The 18,862-nt window shown below is 65.7% G+C and carries 13 protein-coding genes; 7 read left to right on the top strand and 6 right to left on the bottom strand.

What is annotated here, in order from left to right:
- Window positions 1-27: 27 nt before the first annotated feature.
- Window positions 28-1,104, bottom strand: a complete 1,077-nt coding sequence (gene purM, locus AC3A6I_RS10330) for a phosphoribosylformylglycinamidine cyclo-ligase (protein WP_487543597.1) — start codon at window positions 1,102-1,104, stop codon at window positions 28-30.
- An 87-nt stretch (window positions 1,105-1,191) separates the two neighbouring features.
- Between purM and AC3A6I_RS10325 the strand changes: the two genes are divergently transcribed.
- The 4 genes from AC3A6I_RS10325 to AC3A6I_RS10310 are packed head-to-tail and all read left to right on the top strand — an operon-like array spanning window position 1,192 to window position 6,782.
- Window positions 1,192-2,331, top strand: coding sequence for an AI-2E family transporter (locus tag AC3A6I_RS10325; RefSeq protein ID WP_487543596.1), 1,140 nt, complete (start codon window positions 1,192-1,194; stop codon window positions 2,329-2,331).
- Complete coding sequence (locus tag AC3A6I_RS10320; protein WP_487543595.1) at window positions 2,328-3,077, top strand: P-loop NTPase family protein; 750 nt, start codon at window positions 2,328-2,330, stop codon at window positions 3,075-3,077. Before AC3A6I_RS10325 ends, AC3A6I_RS10320 begins: the two co-directional genes overlap by 4 nt.
- Window positions 3,070-5,241, top strand: a complete 2,172-nt coding sequence (locus AC3A6I_RS10315; protein WP_487543594.1) for an RNA degradosome polyphosphate kinase — start codon at window positions 3,070-3,072, stop codon at window positions 5,239-5,241. The genes AC3A6I_RS10320 and AC3A6I_RS10315 overlap by 8 nt, the downstream gene beginning before the upstream one ends.
- Window positions 5,238-6,782, top strand: a complete 1,545-nt coding sequence (locus AC3A6I_RS10310) for a Ppx/GppA phosphatase family protein (RefSeq protein ID WP_487543593.1) — start codon at window positions 5,238-5,240, stop codon at window positions 6,780-6,782. The genes AC3A6I_RS10315 and AC3A6I_RS10310 overlap by 4 nt, the downstream gene beginning before the upstream one ends.
- Window positions 6,783-7,128: 346 nt before the next feature.
- Here the strand turns inward: AC3A6I_RS10310 and rnd are convergent, their stop codons facing one another.
- The gene (gene rnd / locus AC3A6I_RS10305) at window positions 7,129-8,295 is read right to left on the bottom strand and encodes a ribonuclease D (protein WP_487543592.1); all 1,167 of its coding nucleotides are present in this window, start codon (window positions 8,293-8,295) and stop codon (window positions 7,129-7,131) included.
- 174 nt (window positions 8,296-8,469) lie between these two features.
- Here rnd and aspS point away from each other — a divergent pair, with 174 nt between their 5' ends.
- The 3 genes from aspS (at window position 8,470) to thrS (ending at window position 14,334) form a co-directional block, all read left to right on the top strand.
- Window positions 8,470-10,236 (top strand): aspartate--tRNA ligase, encoded by a 1,767-nt coding sequence (gene aspS, locus AC3A6I_RS10300; RefSeq protein WP_487543591.1) that lies wholly within the window; start codon window positions 8,470-8,472, stop codon window positions 10,234-10,236.
- Between the two features lie 241 nt (window positions 10,237-10,477).
- The gene (locus AC3A6I_RS10295; protein ID WP_487543590.1) at window positions 10,478-12,070 is read left to right on the top strand and encodes an EAL domain-containing protein; all 1,593 of its coding nucleotides are present in this window, start codon (window positions 10,478-10,480) and stop codon (window positions 12,068-12,070) included.
- Window positions 12,071-12,357: 287 nt separating this feature from the next.
- Window positions 12,358-14,334, top strand: a complete 1,977-nt coding sequence (gene thrS / locus AC3A6I_RS10290) for a threonine--tRNA ligase (protein ID WP_487543589.1) — start codon at window positions 12,358-12,360, stop codon at window positions 14,332-14,334.
- 286 nt (window positions 14,335-14,620) lie between these two features.
- Here thrS and AC3A6I_RS10285 read toward each other — a convergent pair whose 3' ends face one another.
- From AC3A6I_RS10285 to AC3A6I_RS10270, 4 genes are all read right to left on the bottom strand, one after another.
- Complete coding sequence (locus tag AC3A6I_RS10285) at window positions 14,621-14,977, bottom strand: cupin domain-containing protein (RefSeq protein ID WP_487543588.1); 357 nt, start codon at window positions 14,975-14,977, stop codon at window positions 14,621-14,623.
- A gap of 143 nt (window positions 14,978-15,120) precedes the next feature.
- Entirely contained in the window at window positions 15,121-15,387 is a 267-nt protein-coding gene (locus AC3A6I_RS10280; RefSeq protein WP_487543587.1) for a PilZ domain-containing protein, read from the bottom strand.
- Window positions 15,388-15,476: 89 nt separating this feature from the next.
- Window positions 15,477-17,243 (bottom strand): adenylate/guanylate cyclase domain-containing protein, encoded by a 1,767-nt coding sequence (locus AC3A6I_RS10275; RefSeq protein WP_487543586.1) that lies wholly within the window; start codon window positions 17,241-17,243, stop codon window positions 15,477-15,479.
- Window positions 17,244-17,534: 291 nt separating this feature from the next.
- Window positions 17,535-18,827 (bottom strand): RNA polymerase sigma factor, encoded by a 1,293-nt coding sequence (locus tag AC3A6I_RS10270; protein ID WP_487543585.1) that lies wholly within the window; start codon window positions 18,825-18,827, stop codon window positions 17,535-17,537.
- Window positions 18,828-18,862: the final 35 nt, after the last annotated feature.

Below are 18,862 nucleotides of genomic sequence, written 5' to 3'. Positions count from 1 at the left end.
GGATGGCGACGCGTTTGCGTGGCTCGGTCACAGCGCCAGGGATCCTTCGAAGGTCACCGGCTCGCCGGTGCGCGGCTGCAATTCGCCGACGACGGCGGCGGTCTCGCCGGCGGCGGCCAGGTGCTCGACGAGGCGGCTCGCATCCTCTGGCGCCACGGCGCAGAGCATGCCGACGCCGCAGTTGAAGGTGCGCAGCATTTCGCGCTCGTCCATGCCGCCGACGCGCGACAGCCACGAGAACACCTTCGGGGTGCGGATGCGGCTCAGGTCGACATGAGCGCTCAGCGTATCGGGCAGGACGCGCGGGATGTTGTCGATGAAGCCACCGCCGGTGATATGGGCGAGGGCTTTGATGCCGATGCCGGCCTTGAGCGCGGAGAGCAGCGGCTTCACGTAGATGCGGGTGGGGGTGAGCAGGGCCTCGGCGAGAGTCCTGCCCTTTTCGAACGGGGCTTCGAGATACCAGTCGATGCCGCTGAGCTCGACGATCTTGCGGACCAGCGAGTAGCCATTCGAGTGGACGCCGGAGGAGGCGATGGCGACCAGCACGTCGCCGGCGGCGACATCGGCGCGCGGTAGCAGGCTACCACGCTCGGCGGCGCCGACGGCGAAACCGGCGAGATCGTAGTCCTTGCCGTGGTACATGCCGGGCATTTCGGCGGTCTCGCCGCCGATCAGGGCGCAGCCGGCGATGCGGCAGCCTTCGGCGATGCCCTCGACAATGGCGGCGCCGGTCGTCACGTCGAGCTTGCCGGTGGCGAAATAGTCGAGGAAGAACAGCGGCTCGGCGCCCTGCACGATGATGTCGTTGACGCACATGGCGACGAGGTCGATGCCGATGGTCGCATTGTTGCCAGTGTCGATGGCGATCTTGAGCTTGGTGCCCACGCCGTCATTGGCGGCTACGAGGATGGGGTCGACAAAGCCGGCGGCCTTGAGGTCGAACAGACCGCCGAAACCACCGATCTCGGCATCGGCGCCGCTGCGGCGGGTGGAGCGCACGGCGGGCTTGATGGCCTCGACAAGGGCGTTGCCCGCGTCTATGTCGACGCCGGCCTGCTTGTACGAGAGCCCGTTTGATGGCACGTTTTGCGCGTCGGACATGGGCTGTTCGCCAGACTTTGAGAGGTAGCGGAATTGCCGAGCGCTGATAACCGCTCCACCTCGGTGACGCAAGAGACGCCCCGGACGATGAGCCTGAGAAACCAGGTGATGATCTGGGCCGGGCTGTTCGTCGCCGCCATCCTGCTGCTGTGGGTGTTCCGCTCGATCCTGCTGCCATTCGTGGTCGGGCTGACGCTCGCCTACCTGCTGAACCCGGTGGTGAACTGGCTGCAGGGCGTCGGCATCGGGCGCAGCTGGGGCGCGATGCTGGTCCTGTTCGGCGTGCTGGTGCTGCTGATGGGCCTGCTCCTTGCCCTGGTGCCGCTGCTGGCGGAGCAGGTGGGCGGGCTGGTCTCGCGACTGCCCACCTATGTCAGCGACCTGCAGGCGCTGATCCGCGAGTGGATGCCACAGTTCACCGAGTGGATCGGACCGGACCGGGCGGCGCAACTCGAAGGCAGCCTGTCGGACCTGATCGGGCGCGGCGTGGAATTTGCCGGCCTCGTCACCGCGACCCTCGCGGCCAGTGGACTCACCGTCATCAATACCATCGCCGTGCTGTTCATCACGCCGGTCGTCGCCTTCTACCTGCTGGTGGATTGGGAGGGGATGCTGAAGCGGGGCGACGAGTTGCTGCCACGCAAGTATCGCGACGAGATCCGTGGCGTCCTCTCCGACATCGACAATGCCATGGCCGGCGTCATTCGCGGCCAGGGCGGTGTGATTCTCGTGCTCTGCATCTACTATTGCACGGCCCTGACGCTGTCCGGGCTCAACTACGGCCTTGCCATCGGGCTGATCGGCGGCCTGCTCAGCTTCGTGCCCTATGTCGGCTTCCTGATCGGCTTCGCGCTGTCGATGACCATCGCGCTGGTCCAGTTCTGGCCGGATCAATGGCTGTTCGTGCTGATCGTGCTCGCCATCTACCTAGTGGGCCAGTTTCTCGAGGCGAACATCCTCTATCCCAAGCTGGTGGGGCAGAGCATCAACATCAACCCGGTCTGGCTGATGTTCGCCCTGTTCGCCTTCGCCCTGCTGTTCGGCTTCGTGGGCCTGCTGCTTGCCGTGCCGCTGGCCGCGATCACCGGCGTGCTGACGCGCTACGCGCTCGCCAAGTACCAGCAGTCGAGCCTCTATCTGGGGGCCGACGAGGCACCCGAGCCGGCCCCGGCCCCGGCACCCGCGCCGAGAGCGGTGCGGAAAGTTCGCGCCGCGGCGCAGAAATGACGATCGACGAAAGCGGCCTGCCGGATCGGCGCCAGCTGGCGCTCGACCTGGGGCACGAGCCATCGCATGCGGCGGCCGATTTCATCGTCGGCGACGGCAATCAGCTGGCGCATGCGCATGTGCTGGCGTTCCCGCACTGGCCGGGACCGCTGACATTGATCGTGGGGCCGGCGAGCGCGGGCAAGTCGCATCTCACGCGCATCTGGGCCGAGATCGCAGAGGCTGGGGAGGCGACGCCCGCGACGGCGGAGGGGCTGTCGCGCGACGGCGGCGACCGGCCGCTGGTGCTCGAGGATATCGAGCGGGCGGGCTACGACGAGGCCGCGTTGTTCCACCTCATCAACCAATCGATGCGGGACCGGCGGCCGCTGCTGATGACGGCGCGGGAGCCGGTTGCCAACTGGCCCTTCGCAACCGATGATTTGAAGTCGCGGGCCCGACTCGCCGCGCACTTCACGGTGGAGCTGAGCGACGACATCCAGTTGTCGCAGATGTTCGTGAAGCTGTTCGGCGACCGGCAGGTGGCGGTCGATCCGCGGATCATCGCCTATCTTGTGGCCCGCATGGAGCGTTCGTCGGAGGAAGCCGTTGCTCTGGCGGCGCTGATGGATCGCATGGCGCTGGAGCGCGGCACGGCGATCACGCGAGCGATCGCCGGCGAGGCGCTGCGGCAGCGCGACGCGGCGCGCGGCGACGACGATCAGATGGAACTCGAGCTCGAAAGCGAAGCCGACGACGATGAATGACCTGAGCGAAATCGCCGAAACCCCGGTCGAGGCGCCCGACACCGCGGAGTTGCGGCAGAGCCCGGCCCGCTTCGTCAACCGCGAGGTCAGCTGGTTGCAGTTCAACATGCGTGTGCTGGAGGAGGCGGGGAACACCAACCATCCGCTGCTCGAGCGGCTGCGTTTCGTCTCGATCTCGGCCAACAATCTCGACGAGTTCTTCATGGTGCGCGTCGCTGGACTCAAGGGTCAGGTGCGGGCCGGGCTCTCGAGCAAGAGTGCCGACGGGCTGACGGCGAGCGAGCAGCTCGAGGAGATCGCGACGCTGGCGCAGCACCTGCACCTCGAACAGCAGGATCACTGGCAGCAGCTGCGCGAGGACCTGTTCGCCAAGGACGTGGTGATCCACGAACAGGACGACCTGACGCCGGAGCAGATCAAGTATCTGCAACGGCTGTTCCGCGACGAGATTTTCCCGGTGCTGACGCCGATCGCGGTGGACCCGGCGCATCCGTTCCCGTTCATCCCCAACCTGGGCTTCACGCTGGCCTTCGAGATGGTGCGCGAGGGGACGACGCAGACGCTCACGGCCCTCGTGCGGGTGCCCTCCAACCTCGACCGCTTCATCACAATTCCGGCCGATCTTTCGGCCGGAGGGCGGGTCGAGGTGGTGACGGTCGATACGCTGATCAACCTGTTCATCGGCAAGATGTTTCCGGGCTACGAAGTGTCGGGCTCGGGCGCCTTCCGCATCATTCGCGACAGCGAAATCGAAATCGACGACGAAGCGGCCGACCTCGTGGTCGAGTTCGAATCCGCCCTGCGGCAGCGCCGGCGCGGCATGGTGATCCGGCTCGAGATCGAAAAGAAGATGCCGCGCGCGCTGCGCCGCGACATCTCGGAGCGGCTTGGCGTGGGGCCGACCGATACGTTCGAGGTTGAGGGCTTTCTCGGGCTGGCGGACGCGAGCTGGATCTGTTCGATCGACCGGCCGGACCTGAAGTTCACGCCGTATACGCCGCGCTTCCCCGAGCGCATCAAGGACTATAACGGCGACATCTTCGCCGCCATCAAGGCCAAGGACCTGCTGGTTCACCACCCGTTCGAAAGTTTCGACGTGGTGGCGCAGTTCCTGATGCAGGCGGCGCGCGACCCCGACGTGGTGGCGATCAAGCAGACGCTCTATCGCACCTCGCGCGACAGCCCGATCGTCAAGGCGCTGGTACAGGCGGCCGAGGCGGGCAAGTCGGTGACCGCGCTGGTGGAACTGAAGGCGCGCTTCGACGAGGAAGCGAACATCCGTTGGGCCCGCGACCTCGAGAGGGCCGGGGCGCAGGTGGTGTTCGGCTTCATCGAGCTCAAGACACACGCCAAGATGAGCCAGGTGGTGCGGCGCGAGAACGGCAAGCTGGTGAGCTATTGCCACCTCGGGACCGGCAACTACCACCCGATCACGGCCAAGATCTACACCGACCTCAGTTATTTCACGACCGAGCCGGCGATCACGCGCGACGTGGCGCGGGTGTTCAACTTCATCACCGGCTATGCGCGGCCGACCGAAATGGAAGCGATCGCCTTCTCGCCGGTGACGCTGCGCCAGACGCTGCTCGATTCGATCCGGGCCGAGGTGGAGTTCGCGGAACGCGGCGAGCCGGCGAATATCTGGATGAAGATGAACGCGCTGGTCGATCCGGCGATCATCGACGCGCTCTACGACGCCAGCCGCAAGGGCGTGAAGATCGAGCTGATCGTGCGCGGCATCTGCTGCCTCAGGCCGGGTATTCCCGGCTTCTCGGACAATATCCGGGTGAAGTCGGTGGTCGGGCGCTTCCTCGAGCACAGCCGGATTTTCTGCTTCGGCAATGGCGCGGCCCTGCCGTCCCGGCGGGCGCGGGTCTACATGAGCTCGGCCGACGTGATGCAGCGCAACCTCGACTGGCGCGTCGAGGTGATGGTGCCGATTCTCAACGCCACGGTGCACGAGCAGATTCTCGACCGCACCATGGTCGCCTACCTGAAGGACAATCAACAAAGCTGGGAAGTGCTTCCCGATGGCAGCTCCGATAGGATAAAGGCCAAGGAGGATAAGGAACCCTACAACGCGCATGATTACTTCATGACGAACCCGAGCCTTTCCGGCCGCGGCACCGCGCTCAAGCGCGACAAGGAAGAGAGAAGCGAGTGAATCAATACTGGGGCGTTGACGCTGATCCGACCGCGCAGGGCCGTATCAAGGGCGCCCGCCCCGTGGCTGTTCTCGACATCGGTTCCAACTCGGTTCGCCTCGTTGTCTACGAGCGGCACTCGCGCGCGTTGACCCCGCTCTACAACGAAAAGACCGCCTGCGCGCTGGGGCGCGGCCTCGGCAAGAGCGGCAAGATTGCCTACGAAAACATCGACCGGGCGCTGACGGCGATCCAGCGCTTCGCGCTGGTGGCGCGGCTGATGCGGGTGGGAGCGACCCATATCCTCGCCACCTCAGCGGTGCGCGAAGCCAGCAATTCCAAGGCCTTCGTCGATGCGGTGGAAGAGATCATGGGCACCAAGGTGTCGGTGCTTTCGGGTCCCGAGGAGGCGCATTTCGCCGCGCTGGGCGCGATTTCGGGCATCCCCGGCTTCACCGGAGTCGTCGGCGACATGGGCGGCGGCAGCCTCGAGCTGTCGAAGATCACCGGCGGATCGGATGCGAGCGGGGAGACGCACGGGCTCGGCGTGATCCGCGTACAGGACGATTCGGGGAACGAGCCGGCCAAGGCGCAGGCGGTGGCCAGGCGCCGGCTGAAGAAATCGAAGCTCCTGGTCGGGCAGGGCGGCGCCTTCTGTGCTGTCGGCGGCACATGGCGCTCGCTCGCCAAGATCCACCAGGTGCTGCGCAACTACCCGCTGCATATGGTGCAGCACTATACCGTCGCGGCGGACGACATGATGGAGCTGTGCGAGCAGATCATCGGGGCCGCCTCGACGGGCAAGAGCTATCCCGGTGCCGAGCAGGCGAGTTCGAGCCGGCGCGACCTCGTACCATACGGCGCGGCGGTGCTGCTCGAGGTGCTGCGGGCCGGCAAGTTCGATCAGGTGGTATTCTCGGCGCTGGGTGTCCGAGAAGGCTATCTCTATGGCCTGCTCGACGAGAAGGAGCAGGCGGTCGATCCGCTGATGCAGATGGCCGAGCAGATCAATGTTCTGCGTTCGCGCGCCCCCGTGCATGCTGACGATCTGATCGACTTCAGCAGCGATCTCTTCAAGGCAGCCGGCATCAAGGAAACGGCCAACGAGGAACGGTTGCGCAGGGTGGCGTGCTACCTGGCCGATATCGGCTGGCGCGGGCATCCCGACTATCGCGGCGAGCAGGCCGTGGACATGGTCGCCTACGGCTCGGCCACCGGCGTCGACCATCCGGGGCGTGCCTTCCTCGCCGAGGTGCTGGCGGTGCGCTACATGGGGCTCAAGCAGAAATCGATCAACGCCACGTTGCTGGCGCTGTCCGGCCCTGAAATGAGTGCAAGGGCCAGGCTGCTCGGCGCTGTCTTCCGCGTCGGCTATCCGATGTCGGCAGCGATGCCCGGAGTGCTGCCGCGGGTGCGCTTCTCGGTGAATGAGGACAAGGGCATCCTGAAGCTGCATTTGCCCGAGGACCTGGCCTTCCTCGACGGCGAGCACCTGCGCGGACGGCTGGACCAGCTCGCCGGCGTCGCGAGCTTCAAGCTGACGGATGTGGTTACGGGATAGGGGTTGGTCCCTTTTTCGCCCCAACCACGGGGTCATTCCCGCGAAAGCGGGAACCTTTGTTTTTGCGCTTGAGCGGCGCGAGGCTGCCGCGAGGCCAGTTCAAGTAAAGAGATTGTCGTAGAGATCATCCCAGTCGGGATTGGTCTTTTCAATCAGTTCGATCTTCCATGCGCGGTACCATTTCTTGATCCGTTTTTCCCGCGTGATCGCGTTGTACGGATCGTCACGTCCACGGCCGCAAAGGCTGAGACCTGAGGCGTAGGAGAGGCCCGCAAACGGAGGTCCCCGCTTTCGCGGGGATGACCCGGTGTCTGGGAGCCACAGTGCGCCCCATCGCCAGTTGGCCTCAGTCCTCGTCGTCGTCGATGATCTCGATCTCGATGATGCCGGTCTTGCTGGCGGCGAGGCCGAGCTTGCCGTGCTTGATGGCCAGCGCCTTGTCGCCGAACAGCTTGCGGCGCCAACCCTTCAGGGCCGCAACGTCGGCTTCGTCGTCGAGCACGATGGCGTCGATGTCGTCGGAGGTGGCGATGATGCGCGAGGCGACACCGTTGTCCTCGGAGACCGACTTCAGCAGTACGCGGAGCAGGTCGCCGACGGCGCCCTTGGGCGAGGGGCCGCGATAGCGCTCGGGCAGCTTGGGCAGGTCATTCTTGCCGAGTGCTTCGACGTCCTTGAGGATCGAGATGATTTCGGCGGCGCCCGAGGAGCGGCCATAGCCGCGCTGTACGGCACGCAGCTTGTCGAAACTCTCGGGGTTCAGCGGACGCTGCATGGCCAGCTCGATCAGCGCGTCATCCTTGAGGATGCGGCTGCGCGGCTGGTCGGTATCCTGCGCCTTCTGCTCGCGCCAGGCGGCTAGGCCGCGCAGGGCCGCGACATCGCGGGGCTTGTTCAGCTTGGCCTTGAGTCGCTCCCAGGCATGCTCGGGCTGGACGACATAGGTGTGGATGGACTCGAGCACGGCAAGCTCGTCCTCGACCCAGTCCCAGCGGCCGGCATCGTTCACCTGCTTGACGAGGGCGCGGTAGACGTCGCGCAGATGGGTCACATCGGCCAGCGCGTAGGTCTTCTGCTTCTCGCTGAGCGGGCGGGCCGACCAGTCGGTGAAGCGCGAAGACTTGTCGAGCTCGACCTTGGTGATCGAGCGGACAAGGTTGTCATAGCTGACGCTGTCGCCGAAGCCGCAGACCGAGGCGGCGACCTGGGTGTCGAAGATGTTGACGGGGACCTTGCCGGTCAGCTTGACGAAGATTTCAATGTCCTGCCGGGCAGCATGGAAGACCTTGCGCACCTTGCCGTTGGCAAGCAAGGCGAAGAAGGCAGACAAATCGAGGCCCGGGGCGAGCGGATCGATCAGGACCGCCTCGTCATCAGTGGCTGCCTGGAGCAGACACAGTTTCGGCCAGTAAGTCGTTTCGCGGAGAAACTCGGTGTCGACCGTCACGAATTCATAGCCGGCGGCACGCTTGCAGAAGGCGGCGAGCTCGTCGGTCGCAGTAATAGTCTCCATCAGACTCTTTCGTCACGAGGCTTTTCTATCCTGAATAACAGGGGTTTTGTGGCTCGACCAGTCCCGCTGGTGCCGATTGGCAACACTGGCCGCCGTTCGCCTTGACAAAGGCGACCTCGCATGCGCTTGTCCGGCCCCTGAATCCGCCTGCAAAACCCTTGAGAGATGAGCAAAATGCACCGCTATCGCACACAGACCTGCGCCGCCCTTCGCACGGGTGACGTGGGCAATAATGTGCGCTTGTCCGGCTGGGTGCACCGCGTGCGCGATCATGGCGGGCTGCTGTTCATCGACCTGCGCGACCACTATGGCATGACCCAGCTGGTGATCGACCCGGACTCGGCCGCCTTCAAGCTGGCCGAGACGGTCCGCTCGGAATGGGTGATCCGCGTCGATGGCGAGGTGAAGGCGCGTACGCCCGAGACGGTGAACGCCAAGCAGCCGACCGGCGAAGTGGAAGTGTTCATCCGCGAGCTCGAAGTGCTGAGCGAAGCCATCGAGCTGCCGCTGCCGGTGTTCGGCGAGCCGGACTATCCGGAAGACATCCGGCTCAAGTACCGATTCCTCGACCTGCGCCGCGAAACGCTGCACGCCAATATCGTCAAGCGTACAAAGATCATATCGTCGATGCGCCGCCATATGGGCGATGCCGGTTTCGCCGAGTACACGACGCCGATCCTGACGGCCTCCTCGCCGGAAGGCGCGCGCGACTTCCTCGTGCCGAGCCGCATCCATCCGGGCAAATTCTTCGCGCTGCCGCAGGCGCCGCAGCAGTACAAGCAGCTGCTGATGGTGGCGGGCTTCGATCGCTATTTCCAGATCGCGCCGTGCTTCCGCGACGAGGATCCGCGCGCCGATCGGCTGCCGGGCGAGTTCTACCAGCTCGACCTCGAGATGAGCTTCGTCACCCAGGAAGAAATCTGGGAGACGGTGGAGCCGGTGATGACCTCGGTGTTCGAGGAGTTCGCCGACGGCAAGCCGGTGACCAAGAACTGGCCGCGCATTCCCTATGACGAGGCCATTCGCAAGTACGGCTCGGACAAGCCGGACCTGCGCAACCCGATCGTCATGCAGGATGTCACCGAACATTTCCGCGGCTCGGGTTTTGGCGTGTTCGCCAACCAGATCGCCAGCGACGACAAGGTCAAGGTGTGGGCCATTCCGGCTCCCACCGGCGGCAGCCGCGCGTTCTGCGACCGCATGAACGCCTGGGCGCAGGGGCAGGGCCAGCCGGGTCTGGGCTACATCTTCTTCAAGGACGGAGCCGGCTCGGGCCCGATTGCGAAGAATATCGGCGAGGAGCGGACCGATGCGGTGCGCACGCAACTCGGTCTCGCCGACGGCGACGCGGTGTTCTTCGTGCTGGGCCGGCCGGACAAGATGTACAAGTTCGCCGGCGAGGCGCGGAACAAGGTGGGGCTCGACCTCAACCTGACGCAGCTCGACAAGTTCGAGCTCTGCTGGATCGTCGATTTCCCGTTCTACGAGTGGAGCGAGGACGAAAAGAAGATCGACTTCGCGCACAACCCGTTCTCGATGCCGCAGGGCGGGATCGACGCGCTCAACAATGAGGAGCCGCTGTCGATCAAGGCGTACCAGTACGACGCGGTGTGCAACGGCTTCGAGATCGCCTCGGGCTCGATCCGTAACCAGCTGCCCGAGACCATGGTCAAGGCGTTCGAGCTGACCGGCAAGTCGCGCGAGGAAGTGATCGAGCAATTCGGCGGCCTCTATCGCGCCTTCCAGTTCGGGGCTCCGCCGCATGGCGGCGCGGCATTCGGCATCGATCGCGTGGTGATGCTGCTGTGCGGCGTGCAGAACCTGCGCGAGATCTCGCTGTTCCCGATGAACCAGCAGGCCGAAGACCTGCTGATGGGCGCCCCGAGCCCGGCCTCGCCCAAGCAGCTCAGGGAACTGAGCGTGCGGGTGATCACGCAGTAATCGGCAAGGGCGCTTCGGCGCCCTTTTCGTTGGGGCTCGGTCTCACAGGCCTCCCTCCCCCTTGCGGGGAGGGATCGAGGGTGGGGGTGGTGCGGTGATCACCGATGGACCCCCACCCCCATCCCCTCCCCACAAGGGGGAGAGGAGCTTCGAGGCTGGTGGCAAATGGCGGCGTTAACGATCCGGTAACCATGCGTAGATAGGCAGATGTTGCCTAGTTCCGTGGGGCCGGATTCGCGCGGTGAAGTCCAAGTACTCCAACGCACTGATGTTGATCGCTGCAATCGCGGCGTTCCTGCCCGTGCTCGCGGTCGATTTCGTGCTCGATTCCTATGTGCGGGCGCGTGAGCGGGTGGTGCTGGAGCAGGCGGCCGATGGCGTTGCCGCGCAGGTGCAGGCCACGGCCTATGAGGGGATTGCGGGATTGCGCCGCATCCTCGCCGAGAGCCCGTCGCTGTGCACGCCCAGCTTCATCGCCAATGTGCACCGGCAGATCGAGCAGAGCCTCTATCTAAGGCAGGTGCTGGTCGAGAATTCGGACGGCGTGCAGTATTGCGACGCGCTGGGCAAGGACGTGAAATACACCGCGCTCAGCAAGCCCATCACCATCCCCAACCATACCGAGACCATCGAGGTGGTGCGGTTCGCCGGTCTCAGAATGCCGGCGCTGAAGGTGACGCAATCGTTCGGCAGCGCGCGGCGGGTGTCGGCCTTCGTGCCGGTGCTGGCGAGCGAGGTGGAATCCCTGATCGGCGCGCTGAAGCCGACGGCGATGGTGCGGGTGGCGCTGACCGACGGGGTGGAGATCGTCACGGCCGGCGATCCGCGCGCCTATGACGAGCGCGGCAAGACCGAATTCGTGGCGGCTGAGAGCTTTGCCGGCGAGCTGCCGATCCGCGTTGCGGCGGCGGTGCCGTTCGCGATCCTCAGGGCCGATTACGGCGACCTCGATGCGAGCTTCACCATCGTCGCGGCGCTGATGTGCGGGGCGTTCCTCGTGCTGGCGCTGCAATATGTGCGGCGCTCGGACCTGCCGGCCTTCGACCTCGAGCGGGCGATCAATGCGGGCGAGCTGAAGCCGTTCTACCAGCCGGTGATCAACTTGAGGACCGGGGCGCTGGCGGGGTGCGAGGTGCTGTGCCGGTGGGAGAAGCGAGGCGGGGAGATCGTGCCGCCATCGGCCTTCATCGAGTTCGCCGAGATGACCGGGCTTGCGATCCCGATGACGCAGAGCCTGATGCGGCAGACACGCAACGACCTCAACGAGCTGTGCCGGCAGATGCCGGAGCTGAAGGTCTCGATCAATCTGTTCGAGGGCCATTTCCGCACCGGCCAGCTGGTCGAGGACGTGCAGGCGATCTTCAAGGAATCCGCTATCGAGTACCGGCAGCTGGTGTTCGAGATCACCGAGCGCAAGCCGCTCGAGAAGATGGCGGAAGCCAACAGCGTGATCGGCGGGCTGCACGCGCTCGGCTGCCGGATCGCGCTCGACGACGCGGGCACCGGGCACTCGAACCTTGCGGTGCTGTCGACGCTGGGCATCGACATGGTCAAGATCGACCGCGTGTTCGTCGAGATGGTCGCCGATGGGTCGCATCCGGTGCCCGTGCTGGACGGGCTGATCAACATGGCGCGCGAGCTGGGCCAGGACGTGGTGGTCGAGGGCGTCGAGACGGAGGCGCAGGCGATCTACCTGCGTGCGCGCGGCGTGGTGAACGCGCAGGGCTACCTGTTCGCCCCACCGCTGCGGGCCGCCGCGTTCAAGGAACTGGCGGCAGCGCTGAACCCCAAACCCACCGCGGAGCCGGGGGCACTGCGGGTGCAGGTGGCTTAGCGGCGGCCCGGGATCCGATGCCGCGACCATCTGAACGGGTGGAGACACCTCAGGATGGGCCCAGGCCTTTCGCCGGGGTGGAAGCAGGGATCCAAGTTTCGGCACGCACTGGCGGTGAGATGGATCCCAGCTTTCGCTGGGATGACAACCGGCGGGTGGAGCACCATATAGCCGGCGCCGGCGCGATGGCTGTCTCCCGGCTCGCACAGCTTGGCTACAGTAACCCCTGCATGCTAGACACCGCGCCTTGCCGGCATTCCGCTCGGCAATTCCCATTGGAGATGAAAATGATCAAGGTGACGTTCCCCGACGGTGCAGTTCGCGATTTTGCGCGCGGCACCACCGGGACCACCGTGGTCGAATCCATCTCCCCCAGCCTCGCCAAGAAAACCGTCGCCATGAAGTGGAACGGGGTGCTGTCGGACCTGTCCGATCCGCTCGAGGCGGACGGCGCGATCGAGTTCGTGATGCGCGACAGCGCCGACGGGCTCGGCCTGATCAGGCACGATGCGGCGCACGTGCTGGCCGAAGCGGTGCAGGAGCTGTGGCCCGATACGCAGGTGACGATCGGGCCGGTGATCGAGAACGGCTTCTACTACGACTTCAAGCGCGAGGTGCCGTTCAGCGAGGATGATTTCCCGACCATCGAGAAGAAGATGGCCGAGATCATCTCGCGCGGTGCGGCCTTCACCAAGGAAGTATGGACCCGCGACCAGGCCAAGAAGGTGTTCGCGTCGAAAGGCGAGAACTTCAAGGTCGAGCTCGTCGACGCCATCCCCGAGGACCAGTCGATCAAGATCTACAAGCAGGGCCAGTGGTTCGACCTCTGCCGTGGACCGCACATGCGCTCCACCAAGGATGTCGGCACGGCGTTCAAGCTCACCAAGGTGGCGGGCGCCTACTGGCGTGGCGACAGCAACAATCCGGTGCTGAGCCGCATCTACGGCACGGCGTTCGCGAGCCAGAAGGAGCTCGACGAGTATCTGCACATGCTCGAGGAAGCCGAGAAGCGGGATCACCGCAAGATCGGCAAGGACCTCGACCTCTTCCACCTGCAGGAAGAAGCGCAGGGGTCGGTGTTCTGGCACCCCAAGGGCTATGTCCTCTACAACCAGATGGAGGCCTATATCCGCCGGCGGGTGAACGCCAACGGCTATAACGAGGTGAAGACCCCGCAGCTGATGTCGTCCAAGTTCTGGGAGGCCTCGGGCCACTGGGGCAAGTACCGCGAGAACATGTTCGTGGTCCCCGACGAAATCCCCGGCACGGAGGAAGAGGGTCCGGTGCTGTCGGGCAAGGCGGAGCTGATGGCGCTCAAGCCGATGAACTGCCCGGCGCATATCCAGATCTTCAACCAGGGCATCAAGTCCTACCGCGATCTGCCTATCCGGATGGCGGAATTCGGCTGTTGCCACCGCAACGAGGCGCATGGCGCGCTGCATGGTTTGCTGCGCGTGCGGCAGATGACGCAGGACGATGCGCATATCTTTTGCACCGAGGACCAGATCCAGGCCGAGACCGAGCGTTTCGTGCACCTGCTCTATTCGGTGTACGGGCACATGGGCTTCGACAATGTCGTCATCAAGCTCGCGACGCGGCCGGAAAAGTTCGGCGGCACCATCGAGCGCTGGGACGCAGCGGAGAAGGCCCTGGGCGATGCGCTGCGCGCCACCGGCTACGACTTTGTCATCGCCGAGGGCGAAGGGGCGTTCTATGCGCCCAAGCTGGAGTTCCACCTCAAGGACGCGATCGGTCGGTCGTGGCAGGTGGGCACGCTGCAGCTCGACTATGTGCTGCCCGAGCGGCTGGGCGCGATGTATGTCGCCGAGGACGGGACCAAGAAGTACGCGGTGATGCTGCACCGCGCCATCCTGGGCTCGCTGGAGCGGTTCATCGGCATGCTGATCGAGCACCATGCCGGCAAGATGCCGATGTGGCTGGCGCCAGTGCAGGTGGTGGTCGCGACCATCGTCTCGGAGGCCGACGACTACGCCCAGAAGCTGGTCGATCGGCTGAAGGCCGGCGGCATCCGAGCCGAGCTCGACGCGCGCAACGAGAAGATCAACTACAAGGTGCGCGAGCACTCGGTGCAGAAGGTGCCGCTGATGTTCGTGGTCGGCAAGCGCGAGGCCGAGGAGGGCACCGTGTCGGTGCGCCGGCTCGGGACCGAGGGCCAGAAGGTGATCGCGGCAACCGACGCGATCGTCGAACTGATGGCCGAGGCAGTGCCGCCGGATTTGAAGCAGCAGGCCGAGGCTGCGTAAGAATGAAAAGGGGCCGCTCTCGAGCGGCCCCTTTGCTTTGGTGGGTATCGCTTCAATCACAGGGTCATTCCGGCGCAGGGCCGGAATCTAGCCTGAGATGTTTCCGCCTCTGGTGAGGGTCGAGAGACCTCAGGATGGGCCCCGGCCTGCGCCGGGGTGACACCGTGGGTGGGATGGTCTTGAGCCTCGTCCCAATCTCGATTGTCATCCCTGCGAAAGCAGGGGTGACAGCCGGTGGGTGGGGGTGTTGCGGAAGAGCGCGCCGTGCCGTGCGCAGTCAGACCGCTCAGGCGGCAGTGAGTTCCACGGTAACGCGAATCCCTTCGCGGACGGCGGGGGCCGGGGCGGTGCGGCAGAGGACGCGGGCGGGATCGTCGCCGGCATTGCGGTAGGCAAAGTGCATGCCGGCGGGGACGCGGATGAAGGCGCCGGCGCCGACGAAGCCGGCCATGCCGTTGACCATCACCTCGAGCAGGCCGTCCTTGACCACGATCACGGTTTCGGCGTGCTCGTGCCGGAAGGGGCCGACCTGCACCTGGGGCAGGACGAGATGGGCTTGTGCCTGGTACTGAAACCCGGCGCCCGACGCATTGGCGATGTCAACGACACGGTCGCCGGCGATGAAGAATGCGTGCCTCGACATTCCGAGTCTCTCCCCGCGAGAAGTTGTTCTCCGTCCGGGTGGCGTAGCGGGACGCACCTGAACAGCATTTGAACGACTGCCTGGGGAAGAAGATAGGTACTATCGCAGGCGGCGACAATTACCGCCGGGGCGCCTGATGTGCTTTACATCGTGCCGGGGCCGAGGAACTGGATGCCCAGCTCCTTCATCGAGCGCCAGACGACGGCGCAGGCCTGCGGGCGGACCTTGTCGACGAGCAGATCGAAGGTGCGCGGGATCTTGGTCACCGAGGCGACCTCGAGCTTGGCGCCGGTCTCGGACAGGTTGCGGATGATGCAGCGCATACGGGTACGGCCACCGTCGAACACGATGGTCGCTTCGATCATGGTGTTGCGGCGCGGGGAAAGGCGTTTTTCGAGCCGTACGTCCAAAGCGGTAGTCCTCTAGCAGGTCGAGGCACCATGCCGTCGCAGTATGAGAGAAGTACTTATGCGGCTGGTAAACTTGCGCAGAACGGCGCTCAAGGCATGCCGGCGAGCTGCAGGCCCTGCAGATAGCGGGCGAGCAGCGAGGGGTACATGAAGCGCAGGCCGTCGCCGACCTTGGCCACGGTCACGTCGGGCTGGGTCTTGACGAAGCGCTCGGCGGCATCGCGCGCGGCGGCCAGATCGCCGGCATTGGCGTAGTAGGTGGCCAAGTCGCGCCACGGCCAGGTGATGCCCGGCCGCTCGGACATGGCGCGGCGGGCCCAGATGACCGCCTGCTGCGGGCGGCCGGCGGCGAAATGGGCGAGGCCGACGCCGATATGGATGTTGAAGGCGAACGGGTCCATCGGCGACAGGCGGGTGGCACGCTCGAAGGCAGCCAGCGCCTCCTCGGGATTGTCGAGATAGACCTGGCCCCAGCCACGGCGCATCCAGGCCCAGGCATGGTTGGGATCGAGCGCCAGCGCCCGGTCGGCGAGAGCCGCAGCCTGCGGCACGTCGAGGCCGACCATCATGATGGCCGAGGCGAGCGCGGTGAGCGCGGTAGGGTCGTCGCCGATGGTGCGGACGGCGGTCTCGATCATGCGGTTGGCGGCCCGGCGCTCGCCGGCGAAATCCATGGTCCAGTTGTAGACCACCTGCTGGCCGTGGGCCCAGCCGGCCAGCGAGGCGGCGAGCGCATAGTCCGGATCGAGCGCGAGAGCGCGGTTCAATAGCGCGATGGCTTCGGCGTTGTCCTCGGGGCTGTGAGCCCAGAGGTGGGGGAAGGCGCGCATGACGAGGTCGTAAGCCGCCAGCATATCGGGCCGCTTCTTGCGGGCACGCTCGATCTCGGCACGGCGGATCGAGGGCTGGATGGCGCCGGCGACTTCGGCGGCCATGCGGTCCTGCAGGTCGAACAGGTCGGCGACGGCTCCGTCGATGCGGTTGGACCAGATGTGGCTGCCGGTCTCGGTCTCGACCAGCTGGGCGGTGATGCGGACACGCTCGCCGACGCGACGGACCGAGCCTTCGACGACGTAGCGCACGCCGAGGTCGCGGCCGATCTGGCGGATGTCGATGCCGGCGCGGCCCTTGTAGGCAAAGGCCGAGTTGCGGGCGATGACGAAGAAATCCTTCGCCCGGCTGAGGGTGGCGGTGATCTCCTCCACCACGGCGTCGGCAAAGTAGCTCTGGTCGGCTTCGCCGGAGAGATTGTCGAAGGGCAGGACAACCACCGAGGGGCGGTTGCTCGGCGGGGCAGGCGGCGCCGAATCGCCCGACTGCGGACGCACGATGCCCGCGGGGTGCCAGGTATAGATGCGGACGGTCTTGGCGATGTTCTTGAGCTCGGTCGGCCCCATGTCGATGAAGGGCAGATCGATGGTGCCGTCGAGATACTGGTACATCCACTTGGTGATGGACATGCCGCCGGGCGGCGACTGGCTCTGGACGCGCACCGCGAGGTTGATGCCCGAGCCGTAGAGGTCGTTGCCGGCCACCAGCACGTCGGCGAGCACGATGCCGGCGCGAATCTGGAACAGTTCGCCGCCCGGCGCGTGGATCTTACGATCATGGATCTCGCGCTGCAGGTCAGCGGTCCACTGCACGGCGGCGACGACGCTGGAGAACTCGGCGAGCAGCCCATCGCCCATGGTCTTGAACACCTTGCCGCCGGCAGTCCCGATGGTGCGCGTGACGAGACGCTCATAGACCCGCTGCACGAGGCGCAGGGTCTGACGTTCGTTGCGCTCGACGAGGCGGGAGTAGCCGACCACGTCCAGCGATACGATGGGGACCAATCTCCGGTCGGGCTGAACCATCACAATGCTTCTGCTGCAAGCATTCCGCCATATAGCACCAGCTATTGTGACACCGATAGCGACACAGCAACATTCGGTAGCGAAAACGATGGGATAGGGCGTGCGAATACAGTCTTGCGGGCACGCGCCTAAGGTAGGTAGTGCCGTGGATCGCGCCTCTCCACCGGCTGTCATCCCTGCGAAAGCAGGGATCCATCTATCGGCCAGAGCGGGCTGCGAGTTGGACCCCTGCTTTCGCAGGGGTGACAGCCGGCGTGGACTGGAGAGGGAGTGCCTCTGCGGCGGACCGGCCTAGCCGGCCTCGGCGGCGCGATCGAGCAACAGTCGGCGCTCGCGTTCGTTGCGGGTGAGGCCGGCGGCGCGTTCGAATTCGGCGCGGGCCTCCTCGTTGCGGCCGAGCTTTTTGAGGAAATCGCCGCGCACGCTGGGCAGCAGGTGATAACCGGCGAGCGAGGGATGGTCGGTGAGGTTGGCGTCGAGCAGGGCGAGGCCGACCGCGGGGCCGAAGGCCATGGCGTGGGCCACGGCGCGGTTGAGCTCGATCACCGGGTTGGGCGCGGTTTGGGCGAGAATGTCGTAGAGCGCGGCGATGCGCGACCAGTCGGTGTCGGCAGCCTTTCTCGCGCGGGCGTGGCAGGCGGCGATGCCGGCCTGCAGTGCGTAGGAGCCGGTGCCGTGCAGCGCTTCGGCTTTGTCGAGCGCGTTGAGGCCGCGGCGAATCATCAGCTGGTCCCAGAGCGCCCGATTCTGGTCGAGCAGCAGAATGGGTTCGCCCTCAGGCGTCGTACGGGCGCGCAGGCGCGAGGCCTGGATTTCCATCAGCGCGACGAGGCCGTGCACCTCGGCCTCCGCGGGCATGAGGTTGGCGAGAATGCGGCCCAGGCGCATCGCTTCCTCGCAAAGCTGGGGCCGGGTCCAGTCGTCGCCGGCGGTGGCGGAATAGCCTTCGTTGAAAATGAGGTAGAGCACCTCCAGCACGGAGGCGAGGCGCTCGGCGCGCTCGTCGGCCTCCGGAACCTCGAAGGGCAGGCCGGCTTCGGCGAGGCTCTTTTTGGCGCGCACGATGCGCTGCGCGATGGTCGGCTCGGCGGCGAGGAAGGCGCGGGCGATCTCGTCGGTGGTGAGGCCGCCGAGCAGGCGCAGGGTCAACGCCACGCGCGCCTCCGGCGAGATCGCCGGATGGCAGGAGGTGAAGATCAGCCGAAGCAGGTCGTCGCCCACGTCATCGTCCAGCGCGGTGTCGTAGTCCGGCGCTGTCTCCTCCTCTTCGCGCAGGTCGTGGCCGAGCTCCTCGAGCTTTCTGGCAGCCATCTTGTTGCGGCGGAAATAATCGATGGCGCGGCGCTTGGCGGTCTGCATCAGCCAGGCCGCGGGATTGCGCGGCACGCCGGTGTCCGGCCAGGTCTTCAGCGCCACGATCAGCGCGTCCTGCGCCAGCTCCTCGGCCATGCCGACATCGCGCACGATGCGGGTCAGGCCGGCAATCAGCTTGGCCTGCTCGAGGCGGAACACCGCCTCGATGGCACGCTGGGTTTCGCGCTGGGTGGTCGCGGCGGGCGCGACCGGGCTGGCTGTTGCTTGCATGGCGGCGGATCAGACCAAATCCGATCCGCCGCCGC

This window comes from Devosia sp. Soil_C_22, from assembly GCF_057657195.1.
The sequence above is the reverse complement of the archived record's forward strand: the minus strand, read 5'-3'. Positions and strand labels throughout refer to the sequence as shown.

Excerpts from the sequence above, each read along its gene's own strand:
- rnd (WP_487543592.1), bottom strand. The coding sequence starts at position 8,295 with ATGGAGACTATTACTGCGACCGACGAGCTCGCCGCCTTCTGCAAGCGT.
- aspS (WP_487543591.1), top strand. The coding sequence starts at position 8,470 with ATGCACCGCTATCGCACACAGACCTGCGCCGCCCTTCGCACGGGTGAC.
- thrS (WP_487543589.1), top strand. The coding sequence starts at position 12,358 with ATGATCAAGGTGACGTTCCCCGACGGTGCAGTTCGCGATTTTGCGCGC.
- AC3A6I_RS10325 (WP_487543596.1), top strand. The coding sequence starts at position 1,192 with ATGAGCCTGAGAAACCAGGTGATGATCTGGGCCGGGCTGTTCGTCGCC.
- AC3A6I_RS10320 (WP_487543595.1), top strand. The coding sequence starts at position 2,328 with ATGACGATCGACGAAAGCGGCCTGCCGGATCGGCGCCAGCTGGCGCTC.
- purM (WP_487543597.1), bottom strand. The coding sequence starts at position 1,104 with ATGTCCGACGCGCAAAACGTGCCATCAAACGGGCTCTCGTACAAGCAG.
- AC3A6I_RS10270 (WP_487543585.1), bottom strand. The coding sequence starts at position 18,827 with ATGCAAGCAACAGCCAGCCCGGTCGCGCCCGCCGCGACCACCCAGCGC.
- AC3A6I_RS10315 (WP_487543594.1), top strand. The coding sequence starts at position 3,070 with ATGAATGACCTGAGCGAAATCGCCGAAACCCCGGTCGAGGCGCCCGAC.
- AC3A6I_RS10275 (WP_487543586.1), bottom strand. The coding sequence starts at position 17,243 with ATGGTTCAGCCCGACCGGAGATTGGTCCCCATCGTATCGCTGGACGTG.
- AC3A6I_RS10285 (WP_487543588.1), bottom strand. The coding sequence starts at position 14,977 with ATGTCGAGGCACGCATTCTTCATCGCCGGCGACCGTGTCGTTGACATC.